At 71.6% G+C, this 21248-nt stretch carries 15 protein-coding genes; 8 read left to right on the top strand and 7 right to left on the bottom strand.

What is annotated here, in order from left to right:
• Positions 1-8 precede the first annotated feature (8 nt).
• Positions 9-1439, bottom strand: coding sequence for a xylulokinase (gene xylB / locus OG490_RS36275; RefSeq protein WP_330300521.1), 1431 nt, complete (start codon positions 1437-1439; stop codon positions 9-11).
• 92 nt (positions 1440-1531) lie between these two features.
• Between xylB and xylA the strand changes: the two genes are divergently transcribed.
• Positions 1532-2704: a xylose isomerase gene (gene xylA / locus OG490_RS36270; RefSeq protein ID WP_330300520.1), complete on the top strand. Its 1173-nt coding sequence runs from the start codon at positions 1532-1534 to the stop codon at positions 2702-2704.
• Positions 2705-2825: 121 nt separating this feature from the next.
• Here the strand turns inward: xylA and yicI are convergent, their stop codons facing one another.
• The 4 genes from yicI to OG490_RS36250 all read right to left on the bottom strand — a co-directional run bounded on the left by yicI (position 2826) and on the right by OG490_RS36250 (position 10652).
• Positions 2826-5108, bottom strand: coding sequence for an alpha-xylosidase (yicI, locus tag OG490_RS36265; protein WP_330300519.1), 2283 nt, complete (start codon positions 5106-5108; stop codon positions 2826-2828).
• Positions 5105-6505, bottom strand: a complete 1401-nt coding sequence (locus OG490_RS36260; protein WP_330300518.1) for a GH1 family beta-glucosidase — start codon at positions 6503-6505, stop codon at positions 5105-5107. Before OG490_RS36260 ends, yicI begins: the two co-directional genes overlap by 4 nt.
• A 127-nt stretch (positions 6506-6632) precedes the next feature.
• On the bottom strand, positions 6633-7616 hold the full coding sequence (locus OG490_RS36255) for an acetylxylan esterase (protein ID WP_330300517.1): 984 nt from the start codon (positions 7614-7616) through the stop codon (positions 6633-6635).
• Positions 7617-7805: 189 nt separating this feature from the next.
• Positions 7806-10652 (bottom strand): glycoside hydrolase family 3 C-terminal domain-containing protein, encoded by a 2847-nt coding sequence (locus tag OG490_RS36250; RefSeq protein ID WP_443066009.1) that lies wholly within the window; start codon positions 10650-10652, stop codon positions 7806-7808.
• Positions 10653-12540: 1888 nt separating this feature from the next.
• Between OG490_RS36250 and chvE the strand changes: the two genes are divergently transcribed.
• From chvE to mmsB, 3 genes are all read left to right on the top strand, one after another.
• Entirely contained in the window at positions 12541-13644 is a 1104-nt protein-coding gene (gene chvE / locus OG490_RS36245) for a multiple monosaccharide ABC transporter substrate-binding protein (protein WP_330300515.1), read from the top strand.
• A 102-nt stretch (positions 13645-13746) separates the two neighbouring features.
• Positions 13747-15294, top strand: a complete 1548-nt coding sequence (mmsA, locus tag OG490_RS36240; protein ID WP_330300514.1) for a multiple monosaccharide ABC transporter ATP-binding protein — start codon at positions 13747-13749, stop codon at positions 15292-15294.
• 3 nt (positions 15295-15297) lie between these two features.
• Positions 15298-16533: a multiple monosaccharide ABC transporter permease gene (gene mmsB, locus OG490_RS36235; RefSeq protein WP_330300513.1), complete on the top strand. Its 1236-nt coding sequence runs from the start codon at positions 15298-15300 to the stop codon at positions 16531-16533.
• 85 nt (positions 16534-16618) lie between these two features.
• On the opposite strand, the gene OG490_RS36230 is transcribed toward mmsB, so the two are convergent.
• Together OG490_RS36230 and OG490_RS36225 are read right to left on the bottom strand one after the other, a co-directional pair.
• Positions 16619-16969, bottom strand: coding sequence for a hypothetical protein (locus OG490_RS36230; protein ID WP_330300512.1), 351 nt, complete (start codon positions 16967-16969; stop codon positions 16619-16621).
• Positions 16966-17745: a phytanoyl-CoA dioxygenase family protein gene (locus OG490_RS36225; protein WP_443066008.1), complete on the bottom strand. Its 780-nt coding sequence runs from the start codon at positions 17743-17745 to the stop codon at positions 16966-16968. Before OG490_RS36225 ends, OG490_RS36230 begins: the two co-directional genes overlap by 4 nt.
• A gap of 142 nt (positions 17746-17887) precedes the next feature.
• Here OG490_RS36225 and OG490_RS36220 point away from each other — a divergent pair, with 142 nt between their 5' ends.
• From OG490_RS36220 to OG490_RS36205, 4 genes are all read left to right on the top strand, one after another.
• A complete protein-coding gene (locus OG490_RS36220; protein ID WP_330300510.1) occupies positions 17888-18727 on the top strand; it encodes a helix-turn-helix transcriptional regulator in 840 nt (279 codons plus the stop codon).
• Positions 18728-18914: 187 nt separating this feature from the next.
• Complete coding sequence (locus tag OG490_RS36215) at positions 18915-19811, top strand: expansin EXLX1 family cellulose-binding protein (protein WP_330300509.1); 897 nt, start codon at positions 18915-18917, stop codon at positions 19809-19811.
• A 91-nt stretch (positions 19812-19902) separates the two neighbouring features.
• Complete coding sequence (locus OG490_RS36210) at positions 19903-20436, top strand: SigE family RNA polymerase sigma factor (protein ID WP_330300508.1); 534 nt, start codon at positions 19903-19905, stop codon at positions 20434-20436.
• Complete coding sequence (locus OG490_RS36205) at positions 20433-21233, top strand: hypothetical protein (protein ID WP_330300507.1); 801 nt, start codon at positions 20433-20435, stop codon at positions 21231-21233. The genes OG490_RS36210 and OG490_RS36205 overlap by 4 nt, the downstream gene beginning before the upstream one ends.
• Positions 21234-21248 lie beyond the last annotated feature (15 nt).

The raw sequence follows: 21248 nt of genomic DNA, 5'->3' as shown, positions 1-21248 counted from the left end.
CGACCCTCCTATCGTTCTGCCGGCGGGAGCTCCTGCAAGGCCCGCGCCCGCCGCAGCGTACTGGTGATCCGTTCGAGCGTGTCGTCGTCACGGCGTACGGGGTCCAGTACCCGGCCCTCGGCGGTCCGCCAGCGCCGGGCGACGGCGTCTGCGGGCTCACCGGTGAGCAGTGCGGCGGCCTGGGCGGCGGCCCCGAGCGCGACCAGTTCCTGTGCCGCGGGTACCTGGACCGCTCGGCCGGACAGTCTCAGGACGGTCCGCTGCCAGGCCCTGCCGCGGGCTCCGCCGCCGATCAGCAGCAGTGGTTCGTCGGGGGCGGGGCTCTCGCCTCCGGCACGCAGTACGTCGTCCAGGGCCACGAGCAGGGCGTGGGCGGCGCCGTCGTAGGCGGCCTGGAGCACCTGTCCGGGCGTGGTGTCGTGGCGCAGGCCGTGGATCAGGCCGGAAGCGCCCGGGAGGTCCGGCGTGCGCTCGCCGTCCAGATAGGGAAGGACCACCACCGTGCCGCCCGCCTCGACGTCCTCGCGGTCGCGTCCGACCAGGGCTGCGAAGCGGTCGACGGCGAGGGTGCAGTTGAGCGTGCAGGCGAGCGGCAGCCAGCCGCCGAGGGCATCGGCGAAGCCGGCGACGGTTCCGCTCGGGTCGGTGGGCCGGGTCCGGCCGACGGCGTAGACGGTGCCGGAGGTACCGAGGCTCAGCACCGGGCGTCCGGGGGTCAGGCCCAGCCCGAGGGCGGCGGCCATGTTGTCACCGGTCCCGGTGGCCACCAACGTGCCCTCGCGCAGTGGCGTCCCGGCCCGGACGGTGCCCGCGAGGGCGCCCGGCGGGAGGACCTGTGGCAGCAGCCCGTGGTCGAGGCCGATCCGGTCGAGGACGTCCTGGTCGTAGCCGTCCGGGCCCCACCAGCCGGTTCCCGAGGCGTCACCGCGGTCCGTCACCGCCTCACCGGTCAGCCGCTCCGTCAGGAAGTCGTGGGGAAGCCGGACGGCCGCGACGCGGTCGGCGGCGGCAGGCTCGTTCGCGCGCAGCCAGGCCCACTTGGCGGCCGTGAAGGCGGCCGTCGGGACGCTGCCGGTACGGCGGGCGAGCTCGGCCGGGCCGAACGCGGCTCCGAGTCCGGCGGCCTGCGGGGCGGAGCGGACGTCGTTCCACAGCAGCGCCGGGCGCACCGGCCCGCCTGCCCCGTCGAGGGTGACCAGGCCGTGCTGCTGGCCGGCGATCGAGCAGGCGGCTGCGCGATCCGCCCAGCCGGTGGCCGCCACGGCCTTGCCGAGCGCCCCCCACCACTGTTCGGGGTCGCTCTCGCGTCCGGGGCCGGCGCTGACGTCGTGCGAGGCGCGGCCCTCGCCCAGGACGGCGCCGGTTTCCAGGTCGACGGCGAGGGCCTTGGTGGACTGGGTCGAGCTGTCGACACCGATCACGACACGCTGAGCAGACATGCGTTCCTCCGGTGGGGTTCCTTCTGGCGTCCCGGCATACTAATTTGTTTTTCGTCATTACAAATAGCCCTCGGCCTGATCCGGAGCGCCCCATGACCAGCGACCCGCTCGTTCCCACCCCCGCGCACAGGTTCACCTTCGGCCTGTGGACCGTCGGCTGGCAGGGGCGGGACCCCTTCGGCGACGCCACCCGGCCCGCCCTCGACCCCGTCGAGAGCGTGGAGCGGCTGGCCGAGCTCGGCGCCTACGGCGTCACGTTCCACGACGACGACCTGATCCCCTTCGGCTCCGGCGACGCCGCCCGCGAGCAGGCGGTCAAGCGGTTCCGTACCGCCCTCGACACGGCCGGGCTGAAGGTGCCGATGGCCACGACGAACCTCTTCACCCACCCGGTGTTCAAGGACGGCGCCTTCACCGCCAACGACCGGGACGTGCGCCGGTACGCGCTGCGCAAGACCATCCGCAACATCGACCTGGCCGTGGAACTCGGCGCCGAGGTCTACGTCGCCTGGGGCGGCCGCGAGGGCGCGGAGTCGGGCGGGGCCAAGGACGTGCGCACCGCCCTCGACCGGCTGAAGGAGGCCTTCAACCTGCTGGGCGAGTACGTCGAGAACCAGGGCTACGACCTGCGCTTCGCGATCGAACCCAAGCCCAACGAGCCGCGCGGCGACATCCTGCTGCCCACCATCGGCCACGCCCTGGCGTTCATCAACGAGCTGGACCGGCCCGACCGGGTCGGCCTCAACCCGGAGGTCGGCCACGAGCAGATGGCCGGGCTGAACTTCCCGCACGGCATCGCCCAGGCCCTGTGGCACGGCAAGCTGTTCCACATCGACCTCAACGGCCAGACCGGCATCAAGTACGACCAGGACCTGCGCTTCGGCGCCGGCGACCTGCGCCAGGCCTTCTGGCTGGTGGACCTGCTGGAGTCGGCCGGCTACGACGGCCCCCGCCACTTCGACTTCAAGCCGCCGCGCACCGAGGACTCCGCCGGCGTCTGGGCCTCGGCGGCCGCCTGCATGCGCAACTACCTGCTCCTGGCTGAGCGTTCCCGCGCCTTCCGGTCCGATCCGCAGGTCCGGGCCGCGCTCGCCGCCTCCCGACTGCCCGAGCTCGCCCTGCCCACCGCCGAGGACGGCCTGGCCGGGCTGCTGGCCGACCGGTCCGCCTTCGACGAGTTCGACGTGGATGCCGCCGCCCGCCGCGGCATGGCCTTCGAGCAGCTGGACCAGCTCGCCCTCGAACACCTCCTCGGGGCCCGCTGAGCCGACGCCCGCTGAGCCGGTGCGCGCAGGAGCCGGTGCGCGCAGGAGCCGGGCCGTGGGGTTCCACGGCCCGGCTCCGCCACGCCTTAAGAGGCCGGCGCCTTCGCGCCGCCCGCCCGCCTCAGGCCGGGTGGGCGAGGTCGGCCTCCAGGGTGCCGGCGGGCCGGGCGTGGACGGTCCCGTCCGGCCCGCCGAACCGGAGCTGCCAGGGATGCAGGCTGTCGGTGGTCACGCGGAGCCGGTCACCGCGGCGGCTCAGGTGGAAGCGGGCCGCCTCGCCGGGGCCGTCGGAGCGCGGGATCACCACGGTGCGCTCGGCGCCGTCGGCGAAGGCGTGCACCCGCAGTTCCACGCCGTCCGCCCAGGCGGAGACCGGGCGCTGGTCCTCGGCGCCGAGCGGGATGACGGAGTCGGGGCGGGCCAGCAGCGGCAGGGTGTGGAAGCCGTGCTGTTCGCGGACCCAGCGGGGACCGTTGATCCGGGCGCCGGTCAGAACGTTCGTCCACGTCCCTTCCGGCACGTAGTACTCGACCGTGCCGTCGTCGGTGAAGACCGGAGCGACGAGCAGGTCGTCGCCGAGCATGTACTGCCGCTCCAGCGCGGCCGCGGCGGGGTCGTCGGGGAATTCCAGCACCATGGCGCGCATGACGGGGATGCCGGTGGCGTGGGCCTGTTGGGCGGCGCGCTGGAGGTACGGGGCGAGGCGGTGCTTCAGCAGGGTGAACTCCCTGGTGACCTCGACGGCCTCCTCCCCGTAGTCCCACGGGACGCGGTAGGACTTGCTGCCGTGCAGGCGGCTGTGCGAGGAGAGGAGGCCGAACTGCACCCAGCGCTTGAAGACGGTGGGGGTCGGGGTGCCCTCGAAGCCGCCGATGTCGTGGCTCCAGAAGCCGAAGCCTGACATGCCCAGGGAGAGCCCGCCGCGCAGCGACTCGGCCATGGCGTTGAAGTGGGATTCGCAGTCGCCGCCCCAGTGCACCGGGTACTGCTGGCCGCCGGCCGTGGCGGAGCGCGCGAAGAGCAGTGCCTCGCCCTCGCCGCGTTCCGCCCGCAGCAGGTCGAAGACGGCCTCGTTGTAGAGGTGGGTGTAGTAGTTGTGCATCCGCTCGGGGTCGGAGCCGTCGTGCCAGACGACGTCCGTGGGGATGCGCTCGCCGAAGTCGGTCTTGAAGCAGTCCACGCCCTGGTCCAGCAGCGTCTTCAGCTTGCCGGTGTACCAGTCGCGGGCGGCCGGGTTGGTGAAGTCCACCAGGGCCATGCCGGGCTGCCACAGGTCCCACTGCCACACGCTGCCGTCCGGGCGCCGCACCAGGTAGCCCTCGCGCACGCCTTCCTCGAACATCACCGACTGCTGCGCGATGTACGGGTTGATCCAGGCGGAGATCCGCAGTCCCTGCTGCCCCAGCCGGGCGAGCATGCCGACCGGGTCGGGGAAGGTGTCGGAGTCCCATTCGAAATCGCACCACCGGTAGGCGCGCATCCAGAAGCAGTCGAAGTGGAAGACGCTCAGCGGGATGCCGCGCTCGGCCATGCCCGCGACGAAGCGGTTGACGGTGGCCTCGTCGTAGTCGGTGGTGAACGAGGTGGTCAGCCACAGGCCCAGCGCCCAGGCCGGGGGCAGGGCGGGGCGGCCGGTGAGCGCGGTGTAGCGCTCCAGGATCTGCTTCGGGGTCGGGCCGTGGACGACGAAGAACTCCAGCGACTGGTCCTCGACGCTGAACTGCACGTGGCCGACCGACTCGGAGCCGACCTCGTAGCTGACCTTGCCGGGATGGTTGACGAAGACGCCGTAGCCCCGGTTGGTCAGGTGGAAGGGGATGTTCTTGTACGCCTGTTCGCTGCTGGTGCCGCCGTCGGCCTGCCAGATGTCCACGACCTGCCCGTTCTTGACGAACGGCGTGAACCGCTCCCCCAGGCCGTAGACCAGCTCTCCTACTCCCAGCGAGAGTTGGCCGAGCATGAAGTGCCGCCCGGTGTCGTCGGTGACGAAGCCGGCACCGCGTTCGCCGACGGAGGTCAGCACCTGCCCGCCGGCGGTGAACTCCAGGCACCACGGCTGTGAGGTGTCCACCCGCAGCGACAGCTCACCCGCACTGAGCTCGACCACCGGGCCGTCCCGGTGCACCTTCCCGCTCCCCTCCTGCGCGCCGGGCAGTGCGAAATCCGGCCCGCGCCGCACCGAACCGGCGTGGTGGGTGACGCGCACCCCGATGACACCCTCGGCCGGCGACCAGCAATCGACCGTCAGGAGCACGCTGTTGAGCATGCCACCGCGGCTGCGCACGTGCTTCACCGGCGCGTGGAGGGTCATCCGGTGCTCGTCGGCCCGGACGTCCGCGACCTCGGCGGCATAACGCGCGGTGACGCCCGGGCGCATCAGCCAGTAGCCATCGGTGAACTTCATCGGGTGGTCTCCTCCGTCCGCGCTCGGTGCGCGGTGATCAGGGCCCGGAACCAGTGGTAACTGTCCTTGGGCGTTCGGGTCAGCGTGTCGTAGTCGACGTGGACCAGGCCGAAGCGCTGGCCGTAGCCGCGCGCCCACTCGAAGTTGTCCAGCAGCGACCAGACGTAGTAGCCGCGCACGTCCACGCCCACCGAGACCGCCTCCGCGACGGCGGCGAGGTGGTCCGCCAGGTAGTCGGTCCGCGCGGTGTCATGGACCCGGCCGTCGGGACCGACGGCGTCGGCCTCGGCGGAGCCGTTCTCGGTGATCCAGACCGGCGGAAGCCTCGGGTAGCGGGCGTGGAGTGCGCGAAGCAGTTCGGTGAGCGCCTCCGGGACGACGGGCCAGCCCATGGTGGTGTGCCGCGAACCGTACGGGTCCAGCTCTCTGACGCCGATGTCCGTGGCAGTGCGCAGTTCGAGGTCGTCCGTGCGGTGGGGGGCGGCGGCGACGGTGATCGGGCGGTAGAAGTTGACTCCGAGGAAATCGAGCGGCGCGCCGATCAGCTCCAGGTCGCCCGGCAGTCGCCAGGGGCCGTCGGCGAGGCCGGCCCAGGTCCCGGCCTCGTGCGCCGGGTAGCGTCCGGCGAGCAGCGGCTCGGTCCAGACCTCGTTGTGGAGGACTTCGGCGCGGCGCAGGGCGGCGCGGTCCCCGGGCAGGGCGGAGGCGGTGTGGATGCGGTCGAGGTTGAGTGCGATCCCGACCTCCCGGGCGCCCGCCGCACGTAGCTCCCGGACCGCGAGGCCGTGGGCGACCAGCAGGTGGTGGGCGGCGGCGAGCGCGCCCCGGCCCTCCTGGGCGCCGGGTGCGTGGCGCCCCTCGGCGTACCCGACGAAGGCGGAGCAGTAGGGCTCGTTGAGGGTGATCCAGCGCTCCACCCGGTCCCCGTAGCGCTCGGCCGCGAGGGCCGCGTACTGCGCGAAGGCCTCGGCGGTCTCGCGGACCCGCCAGCCGCCCCGGTCCTCCAGGGTCTGGGGCAGGTCCCAGTGGTAGAGGGTGACGGCGGGGGCGACTCCGGCGGCCAGCAGATCGTCGATCAGGCGGTCGTAGAAGTCGAGCCCCTTGGGGTTGGCCGGTCCGGTGCCCCGGGGCAGCAGGCGGGGCCAAGCGATCGAGAAGCGGTAACTGTCCACGCCGAGCCCGCGCAGCAGGGCGACGTCCTGCGGATGGCAGTGGTAGTGGTCGCAGGCCGTGTCGCCGGTGGCTCCGTCGAGCGTACGGCCGGGCGTGTGGCTGAAGGTGTCCCAGATGGACGGGCCGCGGCCGTCCTGGTCGTGGGCGCCCTCGATCTGGTAGGCGGCGGTCGCGGCACCGAAACGGAACCCGGCGGGCAGTTCCGGGAAGTCCGGGGTGGTCATGGGCGGTATCTCACGGGTCTGTCGGGCTCCTCGGTCTCGGGGGTGCGGGGCGCGGGGCGGCCAGGCGGGCTGCTCGGCCCGCGGGGCGCCCCCGCGCGCTCTGCCCGGTCCCGTGGTGCGGGGCGGGTCAGAGCTCCGGCGCCAGGCCGCGCTCGCGCAGCCAGGCCAGCTGGACGGGCGGGTTCGAGCCGAGGCCGCCGCCGTGGTCGCCGAACGGCCACACGGTCATGGTGCGGTCCACGCCCGCGTAGTGGTTGAAGGCGGCGTAGACCGTGGAGGGCGGGCAGATCGGATCCATCAGGGCCACGCTGAACAGCGTCGGCGCGGTGGCCCGCCGGGCGAAGTGGACGCCGTCGAAGTGGTCGAGGGTGGCGAAGGCCGGCTCCACGCGGTGACGGCTGTGCCAGCGCAGGTACTTGGCGATCTCCTGGTACGGGCCTTCGCCGCAGATCGCGGTGGCGCGGCGGAAGTGGCACAGGAACGGGACGTCCGGCATCGCGGCCGCCACGCGGTCCCCGGCGAGACCGGCGACGGCAAGCGCCAGACCGCCCCCCTGGCTGCCTCCGGCCACCACGATCCGACGGCTGTCGAGTCCGGGCAGCTCGGCGACCGCGTCCACGGCTCGCACGCAGTCGGTGATCAACCGCCGGTAGTAGTAGTCGTCGGGAGAGTCGATGCCGCGGGTCATGAACCCCTCCACCCACTGCGTGCCGTCGCCCGCGCCCCGGTCCGGGGTGTCGTGGCCCTGGCCCCGGCTGTCGACGACGAGTTGGGCGTAGCCGGCGGCGGACCAGAACAGGTGGTCGGTGGGCAGTCCGCGACCGCCGCTGTACCCGATGTAGGTGATGACGACCGGAAGCGGTCCGGCCGCGTCGCGCGGGCGCAGCAACCAGGCGGCCACCGGTTCGCCGTTCCAGCCGGGGAAGCGCACGTCGTCGACCTCGACGGTGTGCAGCATGTGCTGGGCGGTGACCCGCTCCACCTTGATCGCCCCGTCGTGTGACCGGGCTTCAGCGAGGGTACGCCGCCAGAAGTCGTCAAAACCTATCGGATCGGACAACTTGGGGCGGTAGTCGATGAGTTCGTCTGCACCAAGGTCTGTGAGCGGCATGGGGGCTTCCTCCGGTCGGAGAGGTGACGGGGTGACGCGGTGACGGAGCTCGGCGGACTCAGGGGGCCTTGCCTGCCGCGCAGGTCCGGGCGGTGGTACGGAAAGGGGTGGTACGGGAAGGGGTGGTACGGGAAGGGGTGGCGGCCCGCCCCCCTGTGGCGGGCCGCCGGTCTCGCGGGGGTGCGGGCCTCAGCCGTTCTCGCTGGACGCGGTGAAGCCGAAGGCGGCCAGACGGAAGCCGCCGTGCAGGGTCAGCCGCAGGTCGTGGACGCCGTCCAGGGGAGCGGCGAGTTCGGCCGCGACGGTCGTCCACGTGTAGCGGTTGCCGGTTGCGGGAACCGCGATCTCGGCCAACAGTCGCTCACCGGCCCGGAATTCCAACCGCGCCTGCCCGGAACCCGAGTCCTCGAGGGCGGTCTCGGCCTCCACCCGGACCGCCCCGGAGAGATCGGCGTCGCGGAAGAGGAGCGTCGCGGGCCGCGCCGGATCTGCCGGAGTCACCGCGTCACCGCCGGCGCGGGCGGCGTCGACGATGGTGATGTCCGCGTGGTCGTCGAAGTCGACGGTCAGGGTTCGCCGGCCGACGACCACGCGGGGCTCGGGGGCCGGTCCGGTCACCGTGAGCCGTGCGGTGAGGACCGGGTTCTCGGCGGAGCGGCCGGCGGTGATCTCGTACACGCCGGGGTCGACGGTGAAGGCGCCGGTCGCGGTGGACCAGTGGGCGAGCCGGTCGGCCGGGAGCGAGAACCTCAACTCCCGGCCCTCGCCCGGCTCCAGGCGGACCTTGCGGAAGTCGGCGAGGTGCTGCCGGGGGGCCTCGTAACGGGCGTCCAGCGCGCGGACGTAGAGCTGGACCACCTCGCTGCCCGCCCGCCGGCCGGTGTTGGCCAGGCTTACCGTGACGTCGAGCCAACCGTCCGGGCCGATCGACGGATGCGACAGGCCGAGGCCGCCGTAGGCGAAGTCGGTGTAGGACAGCCCGTGGCCGAAGGGATAGAGGGGCGCGGCCCCGTGGTACTGGTAAGTCCAGCCGGCCTTGATCACGTCGTAGTCGAGCGGATCCGGCAACGGGTCCCCGCCCCGGTACCAGGTCTGCGGCAGGCGGCCGGCGGGCTCGGCCTCCCCGAGCAGCACCGCGGCCAGTGCATGGCCCGTCTCCTGCCCGGCGTGGGAGGTCCACACCACGGCGGGCAGGTGCTCCTGTGCCCAGTCGACGGCGTACGGGTAGCTACTCATCACCACCAGCACCGTCTCGGGGCAGACGGCCGCGACCGTGCGCAGCAGCGCGTCCTGAGTCCCGGGCAGGTCGATGCCCGCGCGGTCCTCGGTCTCGCGGCCGCCCACCATCGGGTGGTTGCCGAGGACGACGACCACCACGTCGGCCGTCTCGGCGGCCGCCCGCGCCTCGGCCGCGCCGTCGCGCAGCAGCTCCCGCTGCCAGCGCTCGGCGACGTCCGCGGTCAAGGCGGTGACGCTCACCCGGCCGTCGGCCGGGTCCACGGCGGCGTAGCGTCCGGTGAGGACGGAGCGCAGCACCACGTCTACGCCCTCGGCCGGTTCGAGCCGGAAGGTCTCGTGGATCTCCCAGCTCTTGAGCACCTCCTGGTCGGCCGCCAGCGAGTCGTCGCCCTTGAGGCTCAGGTAGCGGCCGGTGTCGGCGGCGCGCAGGGTCAGTACGCCGCTGCCCCAGTCGGCCACGTCGAAGGCGGTCTTGCCGAGCGGTTCCCCGGTGGTCCGGGAGCGCAGCGCGATCCGGTCGGCGCCCTCCTCGCAGACCACCTCGCCGCCGTGGACGCCGAGCGCCTCGGAGAGTCCCGCGGCGACGCCGACCTCGTAGGGCGGGGTGCCGCTGTACCAGTCCTCGCACAGCGTGTCGGCGAGCGGGCCGATGACGGCGATCCGTGGTGTCCGCGCCGCGTCGAGCGGCAGCAGGCCGTCGTTCTTGAGCAGCACCACCGACTCGGTCGCGGCGCGCCGCGCCAGCTCGCGGTGCTCGGCGCAGTCGATGACCTCGGGCCCGATACCGGCGTAGGGGTCCAGTTCCGGGTCGAACTCACCGAGCCGGAAGCGGAGCTCCAGCTGACGCCGGACGGCGCGGTTCACGTCGGCCCCGTCGATCAGGCCGCGCTCCAGGGCCTCGCGCAGTCGGCCGACCGGCGTCGCGCTGTCCTCGCCGTGGTCGGTGAAGCTGTCGATGCCCGCCTTGAGCGCCGCCGCGTGGGACTCGGCGTGGTCGTCGAAGTACTCCTCGAGGTCGACCAGATTGGACGGGGCTTCGGCGTCGCTGACCACGAACAGCTCGTGGCCGGTCGGCTCCGCCCAGCGGCGCAGCTCCGACTCGATGAGCGGGCTCACATGGCAGGGACGGCCGTTGACGAGGTTGTAGGCGGCCATGGCGCCGGTCGCGGCGCCGGATGCGATGACGGGGCGGAAGGCGGCCAGGTCGTACTCGTGCAGCACGCGCGGTCGCAGCCCGGAGGAGGTGGTGCACCGGTCGTCCTCGTTGTTGTAGGCGAGGAAGTGCTTGAGCACCGGGGCCACCCGCAGGTAGGTCGGGTGGTCGCCGGACAGTCCCCGGCAGAACGCCTCCCCGAGGCGGCTGGTGTGCACCGGGTCCTCGGAGTACCCCTCCTCGTTGCGCCCCCAGCGCGGGTCGCGCAGCAGGTTCAGCACGGGCGCCCAGGCCTGGAGGCTGTGGGGAGCGCTGCCGACGACGGGCGGGCGGTGGAGGTGGAAGGCGCGCAGTTCGATCGAGACCGCCTCGGCGACCCGGCGCACCAGGCCCTCGTCCCAGGTGGCGCCGAGGCCTACGGCCTGCGGGAAAACGGTCGCCACCCCCATCCACGAGACCCCGTGCAGGGCCTCGCTGCCGGTTCGGAAGGAGCCGACGCCGAGGCGCGGGACGGCCGGTACGCACTGGTGCAGCATCGCGAGCCGCTCGTCGAGCGTGAGCCGTTCGAGCAGGTCGTCGACACGCTTGCGCAGCGGTAGCTCCGGATTGCGGAAAGGAGGCGCACCGGCTGCGGGCGCGGACAGGGAACTCACGTGAACAACCCCTAGGCAGGTTGGGCGTTACGATCTTTTGTCGAAGCGCTTCGACGCTGACATGAACCACTGCCACTGTCAACCGTCCCTGGTGAAACCAGTTTTGCTTTGGTCCGCGTTCCTGCTGAACTCGGAACGCGTCGTTCGCGCGCTGGACGGCGTCCAAGCGCTTCGACAGCCGCCCTGAGGCTACGCCTCCCCGAGAACTCGTGGCTCGACCTGCCGGCGGCGTAGGCCCGGTCCGGTGGACACCTCGCGCTCGGCCCTCGCCCGGCCACGCCGACCCGGCGGCGGGGCCCGAGCGCGCCACGAGCCGGGCCCCACGGGCCTCCCGGCGAGCACAGGCGTGTCTTTCCACGGGGCCGGCGCGACCCGGCCACGGACCTCCCCCTCCGCACGCCGCCCCGGCGGTCCGCTGACGTCCTCCGGCGACCCGACCGCGACCGGCGGCTTGGGGGCCTCACCGCCGGCGAGAAACGGTGCCGGCCGTGCACGACCACCCGTACGTCCGCCGCTCGGACCGGCCCTCAGCACCCAGCGGCACGCCGTCGAGACGCGCACGGATCCGCCGACGTACGGGGCTTCGCCACGCACTGGAGGACGAATGCACACCCCCCGGCCGGTCGGCGGTGGGCCTGGTTCGAGCGCAGCTCCTTGGCGACCCGGCGGATGGCGGCGTCGGATTCGGCATCGGCATCGGCATCCGGTCACCAGGAGTTCCGGGGAGCGGGCAGTAGACGTCGGCGTGCGCGGGGCCGCCGGAGGCGAGGAGGGCGCATGGCCGCCTTCGACGACGTCCCCATCGAGGCCCACGGGGATCCTGCCCTGAGGCGCCGGCCCGTCGCGAGAGACCCCACTCGACCCGATGGCCAACAGGTCCTCACCGCGAACGCGGGGAGGAGACACCCACCCCAAGGCCACCGCCGCGGATAGCCCACATCCGGGGGTGCGCCCCGGGCCAACGGCGGCGCGGATCGCCGAGCCGAGGGGCGGACCTGCCGTAGCGGGAGATCCACTTCTCTCCGTGCACTCCCTCATCCCTCGCACGGGAAACCGGCATCGGTTCCTGTGGAGTTGATGCGCCACCTCTCTCCATGAAGGCAAATTGTTAGCGCTCACAATCTTCCTGTCAAGGAACCCATGGAAGCCTCGCCCAAGTGCGACCGGCCCGGCGGAGAGCCTCGGCCGACTCAGCGGCCGACCCCCCGGCCCGACGGCGCCAGCTCAAGGCCGACACCCGGGCCCGCGCTGCCATCTCGGGCAAGATCGCCAGGCGGGGATGCGGGTGTACAAGCCGCCCCCGACCCCTCGACGAGCGGTTTCCAGGGCCCGGCGGCCGAGCTCGCCGAAGCCCTGCCGCACAGCGGCCACGGACACAGCGGGGCAGGCGGGCTCAACAATGTCGCCGAATCCGGCGAGCCGACGCCTCCCGGAATCGAGCGGGCCGGACTTGCGCGGGGCGCGCCCCCAGCAGACCGAGCACCGTGTCGTCGTCGGCACAGAAGACGGCGGGACGTCTCCCAGTCCGGCGATCCGCAATCCCGCCCGACACCCGGCCCCCGTACGCCAGTCACCGCACTCGACAAAGCCGCAGAAACCGCGGAAGCCGCCCGTGGTCGACCTGCCCGGACGTCCCGCCATGGAGCCGCTCCGGCGAGGAGGCTGCCCGCCTGCGGCGATGTTGCCCAATGGTGATCTGAACAGACCCTTGACGACACACTTGTGAGCGTTAACACTCAGGTATCGCCAGGCCGGAGCCACTGCAAACCTGAACTTCGCAACAGCGCGGGGAACGACTCCCGGCCGGCCCCGCTCGACCGCTTCCGGTTCTCCCAGCCGGGTCGCACTGTGCCGGTCGCGGAACATCACTGGAGGAACTGTGCGGAAGCTTTCAGCGGGCCTTGTCACCCTGGGCCTGACGCTGTCGCTGGCAGCCTGCGGCCAGAGCGCCAACGGAACGGGCGACGCCGGGGCCGGCGGGACCGGCGGGGACGCCAAGGGCGGCCTCATCGGCATCGCGATGCCGACCAAGTCGTCGGAGCGCTGGATCAACGACGGCAACAACATGGTCAAGGAGTTCCAGGCCAAGGGTTACAAGACCGACCTCCAGTACGGCGACAACGTCGTGGAGAACCAGGTCTCCCAGGTGGAGAACATGATCACCAAGGGGGCCAAGCTGCTGGTGATCGCCGCCATCGACGGTTCCTCGCTCACGAACGTGCTGCAGAAGGCCGCCGACGCCCACGTCCCCGTGATCTCCTACGACCGGCTGATCCGCGGCACGAAGAACGTCGACTACTACGCGACCTTCGACAACTACAAGGTCGGTGTCCTCCAGGGCAGTTACATCGTCGACAAGCTCGGCGTCAAGGACGGCAAGGGCCCCTTCAACGTCGAGCTGTTCGCCGGCTCGCCGGACGACAACAACGCCGCGTTCTTCTACAACGGCGCGATGAGCGTCCTCAAGCCGTACATCGACGACAAGAAGCTGGTCGTGCAGAGCGGCCAGACCTCCCTCAACCAGATCGCCACACTGCGCTGGGACGGCGGTCTCGCCCAGTCCCGGATGGACAACCTGCTGAGCAAGTCGTACACCGCCGCCCGCGTCGACGCCGTGCTCTCGCCGTACGACGGCATCTCGATCGGCATCATCTCCTCGCTCAAGGGCGTCGGCTACGGAGCCGGCCAGCCGCTGCCCGTCGTCACGGGCCAGGACGGCGAGCTGGCGTCGGTGAAGTCGATCATCGCGGGTGAGCAGACCCAGACCGTATACAAGGACACCCGCCAACTGGCCAAGGCCGCCGTACAGATGGGCGACGCGCTGCTGACCGGCGGCAAGCCCGAGGTCAACGACACCAGCCAGTACGACAACGGCGTCAAGATCGTGCCGGCGCAGCTGCTCCAGCCGGTCAGCGTCGACAAGGAGAACTACCAGAAGGTCCTGGTGGACAGCGGCCAGTACACCGCGGACCAGCTGAAGTAGCCCGCGGAGCCCGACCGACGGGTCCGGCGACGACGAAACGGCGGTGCGACGCCGGGGAGACCGCCCGGCGCCGCACCGCCCCGACGATACGGATGCACAACCATGGCCCGACCCGTTCTCGAGATGCGGTCGATCAGCAAGACGTTTCCCGGTGTCAAGGCCCTCTCCGAGGTCAACCTGACCGTCGCCGCCGGTGAGGTGCACGCCATCTGCGGCGAGAACGGCGCCGGCAAGTCCACGCTGATGAAGGTGCTCAGCGGGGTCTATCCCCACGGCGGCTACGAGGGCGAGATCTACTTCGAGGGCGAGCCCTGCCGGTTCCGGGACATCCGGGCCAGCGAGCAGCGCGGCATCGTGATCATCCACCAGGAACTCGCGCTGGTGCCCTACCTGTCCATCGCCGAGAACATCTTCCTCGGCAACGAGCACGCCACTCGGGGCGTCATCAACTGGCACAAGACGCTGACCCACGCCGCCGCGCTGATCCGGCAGGTCGGGCTCGACGAGAGCCCGCACACCAGGATCGCCGATCTCGGCGTGGGCAAGCAGCAGTTGGTCGAGATCGCCAAGGCGCTCGCCAAGAAGGTCAAGCTGCTCATCCTGGACGAGCCGACGGCCGCCCTGAACGACGAGGACAGCCGCAAGCTGCTCGACCTGATCCTCGAACTCAAGGCCCAGGGGATCTCCTGCATCCTCATCTCGCACAAGCTGAACGAGATCGCCCGGGTCGCCGACTCCGTCACCATCCTGCGCGACGGGCGGACCATCGAGACCATCGCGATCGGTCCCGAGGGCATCTCCGAGGAGCGGATCATCCGTGGCATGGTCGGCCGCGACCTGGAACACCGCTACCCCGAGCGCGCACCCGAGATCGGCGAAGTCGCCTTCGAGATCGAGGACTGGAGCGTCCAGCACCCGATCGACCACCGGCGCAAGGTGGTCGACGGCGTCTCGCTCAACGTCCGTCGGGGCGAGATCGTCGGCATCGCCGGCCTCATGGGCGCCGGCCGCACCGAACTGGCCATGAGCGTCTTCGGCCGCTCGTACGGGCGGTGGACCGGCGGCCGGGTGCGGCTGGACGGCCGGGAGATCCGTACCCGGACGGTGCCGGAGGCGATCGGGCACGGCATCGCGTACGTGACCGAGGACCGCAAGCAGCTCGGCCTCAACCTGGGCGACGACATCAGCCGGAACATCTCGCTGAGCGCCCTCGGCAAGGTCGCCCGGCGGGGCTGGGTCGATCGGCACGAGGAGGCCCGGATCGCCGAATCGTTCCGGCGGACCATGAACATCAAGGCCCCCTCGGTGTTCGCGGAGACCGGCAAGCTCAGCGGCGGCAACCAGCAGAAGGTCGTCCTCAGCAAGTGGATCTTCGCCGAGCCGGAGGTGCTGATCCTCGACGAGCCCACCCGGGGCATCGACATCGGCGCCAAGGCGGAGATCTACACCGTCATCGCCGAACTCGCCGCCCAGGGCAAGACGGTACTCGTCATCTCCTCCGAACTCCCCGAACTCCTGGGCCTGTGCGACCGGATCTACACCATGGCCGAAGGCCGGATCACCGGTGAGGTCGACCGCGCGGAAGCCACCCAGGAATCCCTCATGCGGCTCATGACCATGAGCGCGGCATACCCCGACAAGCAGGTGTGAGGCATGGCCCAGACCAAGACGACCCCAGAGACCACGCCCAGCACACCGCAGACCGCCCGGCGCGCGTCGGCCGGTGCCGTACTGGCCCGAGCGCTGCGCGGCAACCTGCGCCAGTACGGGATGCTGCTCGCGCTGGCGCTGATCGTGCTGCTGTTCCAGTTCTGGACGGACGGCATCCTGCTCCAGCCGCTCAACATCACCAACCTGATCCAGCAGAACAGCTACATCCTCATCCTGGCCATCGGCATGATGATCGTCATCATCGCCGGCCACATCGACCTGTCGGTCGGGTCGCTCGCCGCCTTCGTCGGGGCGGCCGCCGCGGTGATGATGGTCAAACACCACGCGCCGTGGCCCGTGGCGCTGGTGGCCGCGCTGCTGATCGGGGCCCTCGCGGGAGCCTGGCAGGGCTTTTGGATCGCCTATCTCGGGATCCCCTCGTTCATCGTGACGCTGGCCGGCATGCTGCTGTTCCGCGGTGGGACCCAGATCCTCCTCCAGGGCCAGTCGGTGGCGCCGTTCCCCAAGGGCTTCCAGAACATCAGCAGCGGCTTCCTCCCCGCCGTCGGCCCCCACACCAACTACCACAACCTCACCCTCCTGCTGGGCCTCGTGGTGCTGGCCGTCGCGATACTCCAGGAGGTGCGCGGACGGCGGCGGGCCGCCTCGTACGGGCTGGAACCGCTCCCCACCGGACTGTTCCTGGTGAAGCTCGGCGCGATCACCGCGGCCGTGGTGGCCTTCACGCTGCTGCTGGCCAGCTACCACGGCGTGCCGATCGTCCTGCTGATCCTCGGCGTCCTGCTGGTCGGCTTCGGGTACGTGATGCGCAACTCGATCCTCGGCCGGCACACCTACGCCATCGGCGGCAACGAGGCCGCGGCGCGGCTGTCCGGCGTGAAGAGCAAGCGGGTCGTCTTCCTGGCCTTCGTGAACATGGGCGTCCTCGCGGCCCTGGCCGGGATGGTCTTCGCCGCGCGGCTCAACGCCGGTACTCCGCAGGCCGGCATCAACTTCGAGTTGGAGGCGATCGCCGCGGCCTTCATCGGCGGCGCCTCCGCGAGCGGCGGTGTGGGTACCGTCCTCGGTGCGCTCACCGGAGGCCTGGTCCTGGGCGTGCTGAACAACGGCATGTCGCTGGTCGGCGTGGGCACCGACTACCAGCAGGTGATCAAGGGCCTGGTACTGATGGCGGCCGTCGGCTTCGACGTCTACAACAAGCGCAAGGCCGGGGGCTGACCTCCCTCCTTCCTCTGCCGCTACCCCACCCCTGCCCCTCCTCGGCTCGGCGCCGCCGCCGCTCGCACGAGGAGGGGTGCCTCGTCTACTGGGGCCCCGGCTCCCGCGGCTCCGCCCTCGCGTCGACGATCCGCTCGAAGAAGAACTCGTGCTTGAGGAAGGAGACGTCGTACTCATGGCCCGGGTAGGGCGGGATCAGCTGCGCGGCCTGGATCATGCGCCAGCCCGCCCTGAGCGCCGCCACCCCTGACTCGTACGGTGGCTCGTCGCTGTCGCCCGTGGTCGGTGAGGTGCGGCCCGTGCCGTCGTACAGCGACCAGCCCACGACGTGGGAGTCCAGCGCCGAGGTGGCCAAGTACAGGACCAGCACCTGCTGCCGCAGCACCGGCGCGGCGCCTTCCGCCTCCCGCTCGGGGAGGATTGCTTCGGTCGTCATTCCTGTACCTCCGCGGGGCGGTTGGAGACCCTGGTCACCCAGTGGTCGAGGTCGAAGTGGTCGTCGCCGGTCAGCACCCGCCACAGCAGGATGCGGTTGTACCGCTCCAGCCGGCCGGTCGCCCCCTCGTACCACGGGAACATGGTGTCCAACTCGGCTGCCACCTGCGGGTCTTCGACATCCGAGGTGTTCCACAGGCGCTGTTGGCGCACCCTGGGATTGAAGCGGATCTTGAACATGTAGCGCATCACGTCGCTGTCGTTGCGCCGGCCCCCGTGCCAGAGGCCGTGGTGCAGAAACACCACGGTCCCGGCCGGGCAGACCAGCCGGTCCTGGCCGCGCAGGTTCTGGTAGCGGCCGGTGTCGGACTCGTTGATCCGCCGGAGGTGGCTGCCCGGCACGGTGAGCGTTCCGCCCATCTCCAGCGTCACCGCCTGCGGAAAGTACATCAGCTGCACGTCGAACGCGTCCGGCCGGACGTCGATGACGGCGTCCCCGTGCAGCGGCTGCGCCTCGCCGCCGTGGGGCTCGCGGGTGTGCACGAAGTGGTGGTCCACCCACGGCTCCGGGCCCACGAGGCTGTGCAGGGCTCCCGCCACCTGCGGAACTTCCAGCAGCCGGCGGACGAAGGATCCCTTCGCGTAGGCCTCGGACAGCGGGGTCCCGTACGGCACCAGCGGCACCCCGTCGGCCAGTACCGCCAGGCCCTCGGTGTTCATCTCCGCCGGGACCACCGCGTCCAGTCGCAGCGACCCGCGTGCCACGAACCGCGCCATCCGCACCGAATCGAGTAGTTCTCGCGTGTTCTCCACGGCAGCCACGCTAGGCCCGGCGGCCGCGCGCCGTGTGGGCCGCGTTCACCCTCCGCTGGTCGATTCTCACCACCTGCCCGGCACGCGGGGTGGGAGGGTGGTGGTCATGGAACGGCTCACCGACGCGCCGTCAGGAAAGGTGACCATGCACACGACCCTCGCCCACCTTGACGAGCCGCCCACTCTCGCCGCCGTCGGCATCGGCGTGCACGGCCCGGCCGGCCACGTGGACGTGTTCTCCCTGCCGGACCTCTGGCAGCTCCATCTGTACGACTACGAGGCCGACTTGACGGTTGACGGCACGGAGTACGCGATCCGCCCCGGCCGGGTCAGCCTCGTACCGCCCGGCGCCGAGGTCCGCTACCGCTACCGGGGCCGGTCCTCACACCTCTACGTCCACCTCCACCTGGGCTCGGCCGGAACTCCACACAGCATTCCGGTGATCCAGCACGCGGGCCCCGAACTCACTTGGCTGAACGCCCAGTTGCGGCAGGCACTGGCAGCCTGGCCGAACACCCCGGCACGGGCCGCGGCCGAAGTGTGGGCCGCCCTGTGGCGGGTCGCCCAGCTCGCGCCCGCGAGGGAGCGGAACACACAGGCCGCCCATCCGGCGGTTACGGCCGCCGTGGCCCTGATCGAGGCGCGGCTGGGGCAGCCTCTGACGGTGCCGGACATCGCGTCGGCCGCGGGTGTCTCCCACAACCACCTGACGCGGCTCTTCCGCGCCGCGACGGGGGAGACGGTCGTCGGCTACATCCGGGCCCGGCGGATGGAACGGGCGCGCCACTTCCTGCAGGCCACCACCCTCTCCGTCCCCGCCGTCGCCGCATCGGTCGGCATTCCCGACCTCCAGGCGTTCAACAAGGCTTGTCGCCGCGCGCTCGGAGCTTCTCCGCGCGGCATCCGTGCCGCGCAGCCCGTTTCCCCGCACTCCCCCGCTCAGTGAGCGGACCGGTGCGGGACACCGCTGCCCGGCCGCCCCGAAGGACCCGCCGCACGCCCTTTCCAAAACGGCGGCAACCTTTTCGCGTCCTGCGGCGACCAGGCAGTGCACCTCGACTCGAATCTTGGAACGGACGGACATGCAGACTGCACGGCAAGCCGCGCGGCAGCGCAGGCGCAGAAACAGGCTGATGCTGGGGACGGCAGTGATACTGACCGCCGCGGGCGTCCTCTTCTGCCTGGTGACGGCCATGCTCCCCGGCCCCAAGGCCCGGGCCGGGGCCCCGGCCGACGTGGCCGCCCCCGCCGCCACCCTGGCGGGGGCCACGTCCTCGGCTCCGACGAGCCCGTCCCCGGCGGACCGCCCGTCCGCCTCGGCAACCCCGAGCGCGGTCGGCGCGACGGCCACCGCGCAGACACCACAGCCTTCGGCGAAGCAGACCCCACCGGCGGCGTCCACCCCGGCGCCGTCGGCAGGACGCATCCAGCCCGGGGCCAGCTACAAGGGCGTCGCCACCTCCTACGCCGCCGGCGACGGCAACGGCGCCTGCCTGTTCGGCCCCAGCGACGACCTCATGGTCGCGGCGATGAACACCACCGACTACGAGTCGTCCAGGGCGTGCGGCGCGTACGTGCGCGTCCGCGCGGCGAACGGCGCTTCGATCACGGTCCGGATCACCAACGAATGCCCGCTGCCCTGCGCGCCTGGACAACTGGACCTCAGCCAAGAGGCCTTCGCGAAACTGGCCGACCCCAAGCTCGGCCGCATCCCGATCACCTGGAGCCTGCTGAGCCCCCAGAGCTCCGGGGCGCTCTCCATCCGGTACAAGACCGGGTCCAGCCGCTACTGGTGCGCCATCCAGGTGATCGGCCACCGCAATCCGGTCGCTGGGCTGGAGGTACGCACCGCCGCGGGCTGGCGCAAGCTGCCCCGTACCGATTACAACTACTTCCTCTCCGCCGACGGCAGCGGGTGCGGCGGCGCGATGAGGATCACCGACATCTACGGGGAACAGCTGACGGTCGAGGGCACCGCGCTGCTCCCGGACGTCGCACAACCGACTCGGGTCCAGTTCGCCCCGCACTGAAACCACACGGCGGCGGGTGGCCGTACCGGGCGCTGATACGCTGCCGCCCGGATGTTAGCGCACACATTTGCGAAAGGGGCGACCGTCGGACATGGTCCTCGATGACGCGTCCGCGGAGTTCCACGACTTCTTCGAACGCCACTACGCGGAACTCGCCCGGTTCGCCCATCTCCTGACGGGAGAGGCGGACGGCGCCGACGATCTGGCCGCGGACGCCCTGACCGCACTGTGGCAGCGCTGGGACCGGCTGCGCCAGGCCGAGCACCCCCTCGCGTACGCCCGTGGCGTGGTCGCCAACCTGGCACGGTCACGGATCCGCAGCACGGTGCGTGAGCGCCGCCGGAACGCCCTGTTCTGGTCCCGTGGCGCGGAGCCGTTGGACGGTCCGGACGTGGCCGCCGTGGTGGACGTGCGGACGGCTCTCGCCCGGTTGCCGTTCCGGAAGCGGACGTGCGTGGTCCTGCGGCACGCCTTCGACCTGTCGGAGAAGGACACCGCGCTGGCGCTCGGGATATCGGTCGGTACGGTAAAGAGCCAGACCTCGAAGGGGATGGCCGAACTGGAACGGATGCTGGACAGCACGGGATCAGCCGCGGAACTTCTGACGGGGAGGAGGAGTCGTTGAACGAGGAGCTCGCCGAGCGGCTGCGCGCAGCCGCCGAGGCCCACCAGCCCGACCGCGCCCGGATCCTGGCACGCGTGGAGCGCGGCATGTCCGGCGCCCCCGCCCGCCACCGCCAGCGGTCCGGCGCGAGGCCCTGGCCCAGGGTCGCGCTCGCTTCCCTCACCGCGGTCGGCACTCTGGCGGTCGGTGGTTTCGCCGTCGCCGCCATCGTCCAGTCACCGCCGGCCCGGCCGGAGGTCTCGGCCACCCCCGCAGCGCCGTCGCCCCCGTCCGGGAAGCCCCGGCCGACACCGTCGGCGCCCGCCACCGGCCGCCCGACCACGCCGGACCGTTCGTCCTCGACGGGCCCCAGCCCTTCGGCGTCAAGCCCCGCGGGCTCGACGCCGCCCGGCAGCGCGCACGTCCAGGACGGGCCTCTGTCGTCGTCCGGCGCCTTGGGCGCGAACAGCAACAGCTTCTGGGCGCAGAGCAACATCACCCTCAAGTCCACGCAGCCGCTCACCGCACTCACCGTGGAACTGCGCATCACGCAGACCGGCGCCGTGCAGAGCACCGGCAACTGGCGGACGCTGCCGGCCGAGGATTTCACCGTCACCGTGCAGAACGAGGCCGGGGCAGTGGTCTACCGCTGGATCCTCAAGCCGGGCCGCACGGTACCGGCCGGGCAGCATGTCTTCGCCGGCCAGTACAACCACGCCACCGGCGCACGCGAGGCCGAGCACGACGGCTACCGCGTCGATGCCAACGGTCCCCGCGGCGCCCTCTCGGTCTGGGGCGGATTCACCCCGGCACGATGAGACCGTGCCGGGGCG

It is taken from the genome of Streptomyces sp. NBC_00503, assembly GCF_036346895.1.
Taxonomy (GTDB): domain Bacteria; phylum Actinomycetota; class Actinomycetes; order Streptomycetales; family Streptomycetaceae; genus Streptomyces.
This window is presented reverse-complemented; position numbering and strand designations above follow the sequence as displayed.

Bases quoted from the DNA above. Each gene is read 5' to 3' on its own strand.
- xylB (WP_330300521.1), bottom strand. From the start codon at position 1,439: ATGTCTGCTCAGCGTGTCGTGATCGGTGTCGACAGCTCGACCCAGTCC.
- OG490_RS36230 (WP_330300512.1), bottom strand. From the start codon at position 16,969: ATGACGACCGAAGCAATCCTCCCCGAGCGGGAGGCGGAAGGCGCCGCG.
- OG490_RS36220 (WP_330300510.1), top strand. From the start codon at position 17,888: ATGGAACGGCTCACCGACGCGCCGTCAGGAAAGGTGACCATGCACACG.
- mmsA (WP_330300514.1), top strand. From the start codon at position 13,747: ATGGCCCGACCCGTTCTCGAGATGCGGTCGATCAGCAAGACGTTTCCC.
- OG490_RS36225 (WP_443066008.1), bottom strand. From the start codon at position 17,745: ATGGCGCGGTTCGTGGCACGCGGGTCGCTGCGACTGGACGCGGTGGTC.
- xylA (WP_330300520.1), top strand. From the start codon at position 1,532: ATGACCAGCGACCCGCTCGTTCCCACCCCCGCGCACAGGTTCACCTTC.
- OG490_RS36215 (WP_330300509.1), top strand. From the start codon at position 18,915: ATGCTGGGGACGGCAGTGATACTGACCGCCGCGGGCGTCCTCTTCTGC.
- OG490_RS36255 (WP_330300517.1), bottom strand. From the start codon at position 7,616: ATGCCGCTCACAGACCTTGGTGCAGACGAACTCATCGACTACCGCCCC.
- OG490_RS36210 (WP_330300508.1), top strand. From the start codon at position 19,903: ATGGTCCTCGATGACGCGTCCGCGGAGTTCCACGACTTCTTCGAACGC.
- mmsB (WP_330300513.1), top strand. From the start codon at position 15,298: ATGGCCCAGACCAAGACGACCCCAGAGACCACGCCCAGCACACCGCAG.
- yicI (WP_330300519.1), bottom strand. From the start codon at position 5,108: ATGAAGTTCACCGATGGCTACTGGCTGATGCGCCCGGGCGTCACCGCG.
- OG490_RS36260 (WP_330300518.1), bottom strand. From the start codon at position 6,505: ATGACCACCCCGGACTTCCCGGAACTGCCCGCCGGGTTCCGTTTCGGT.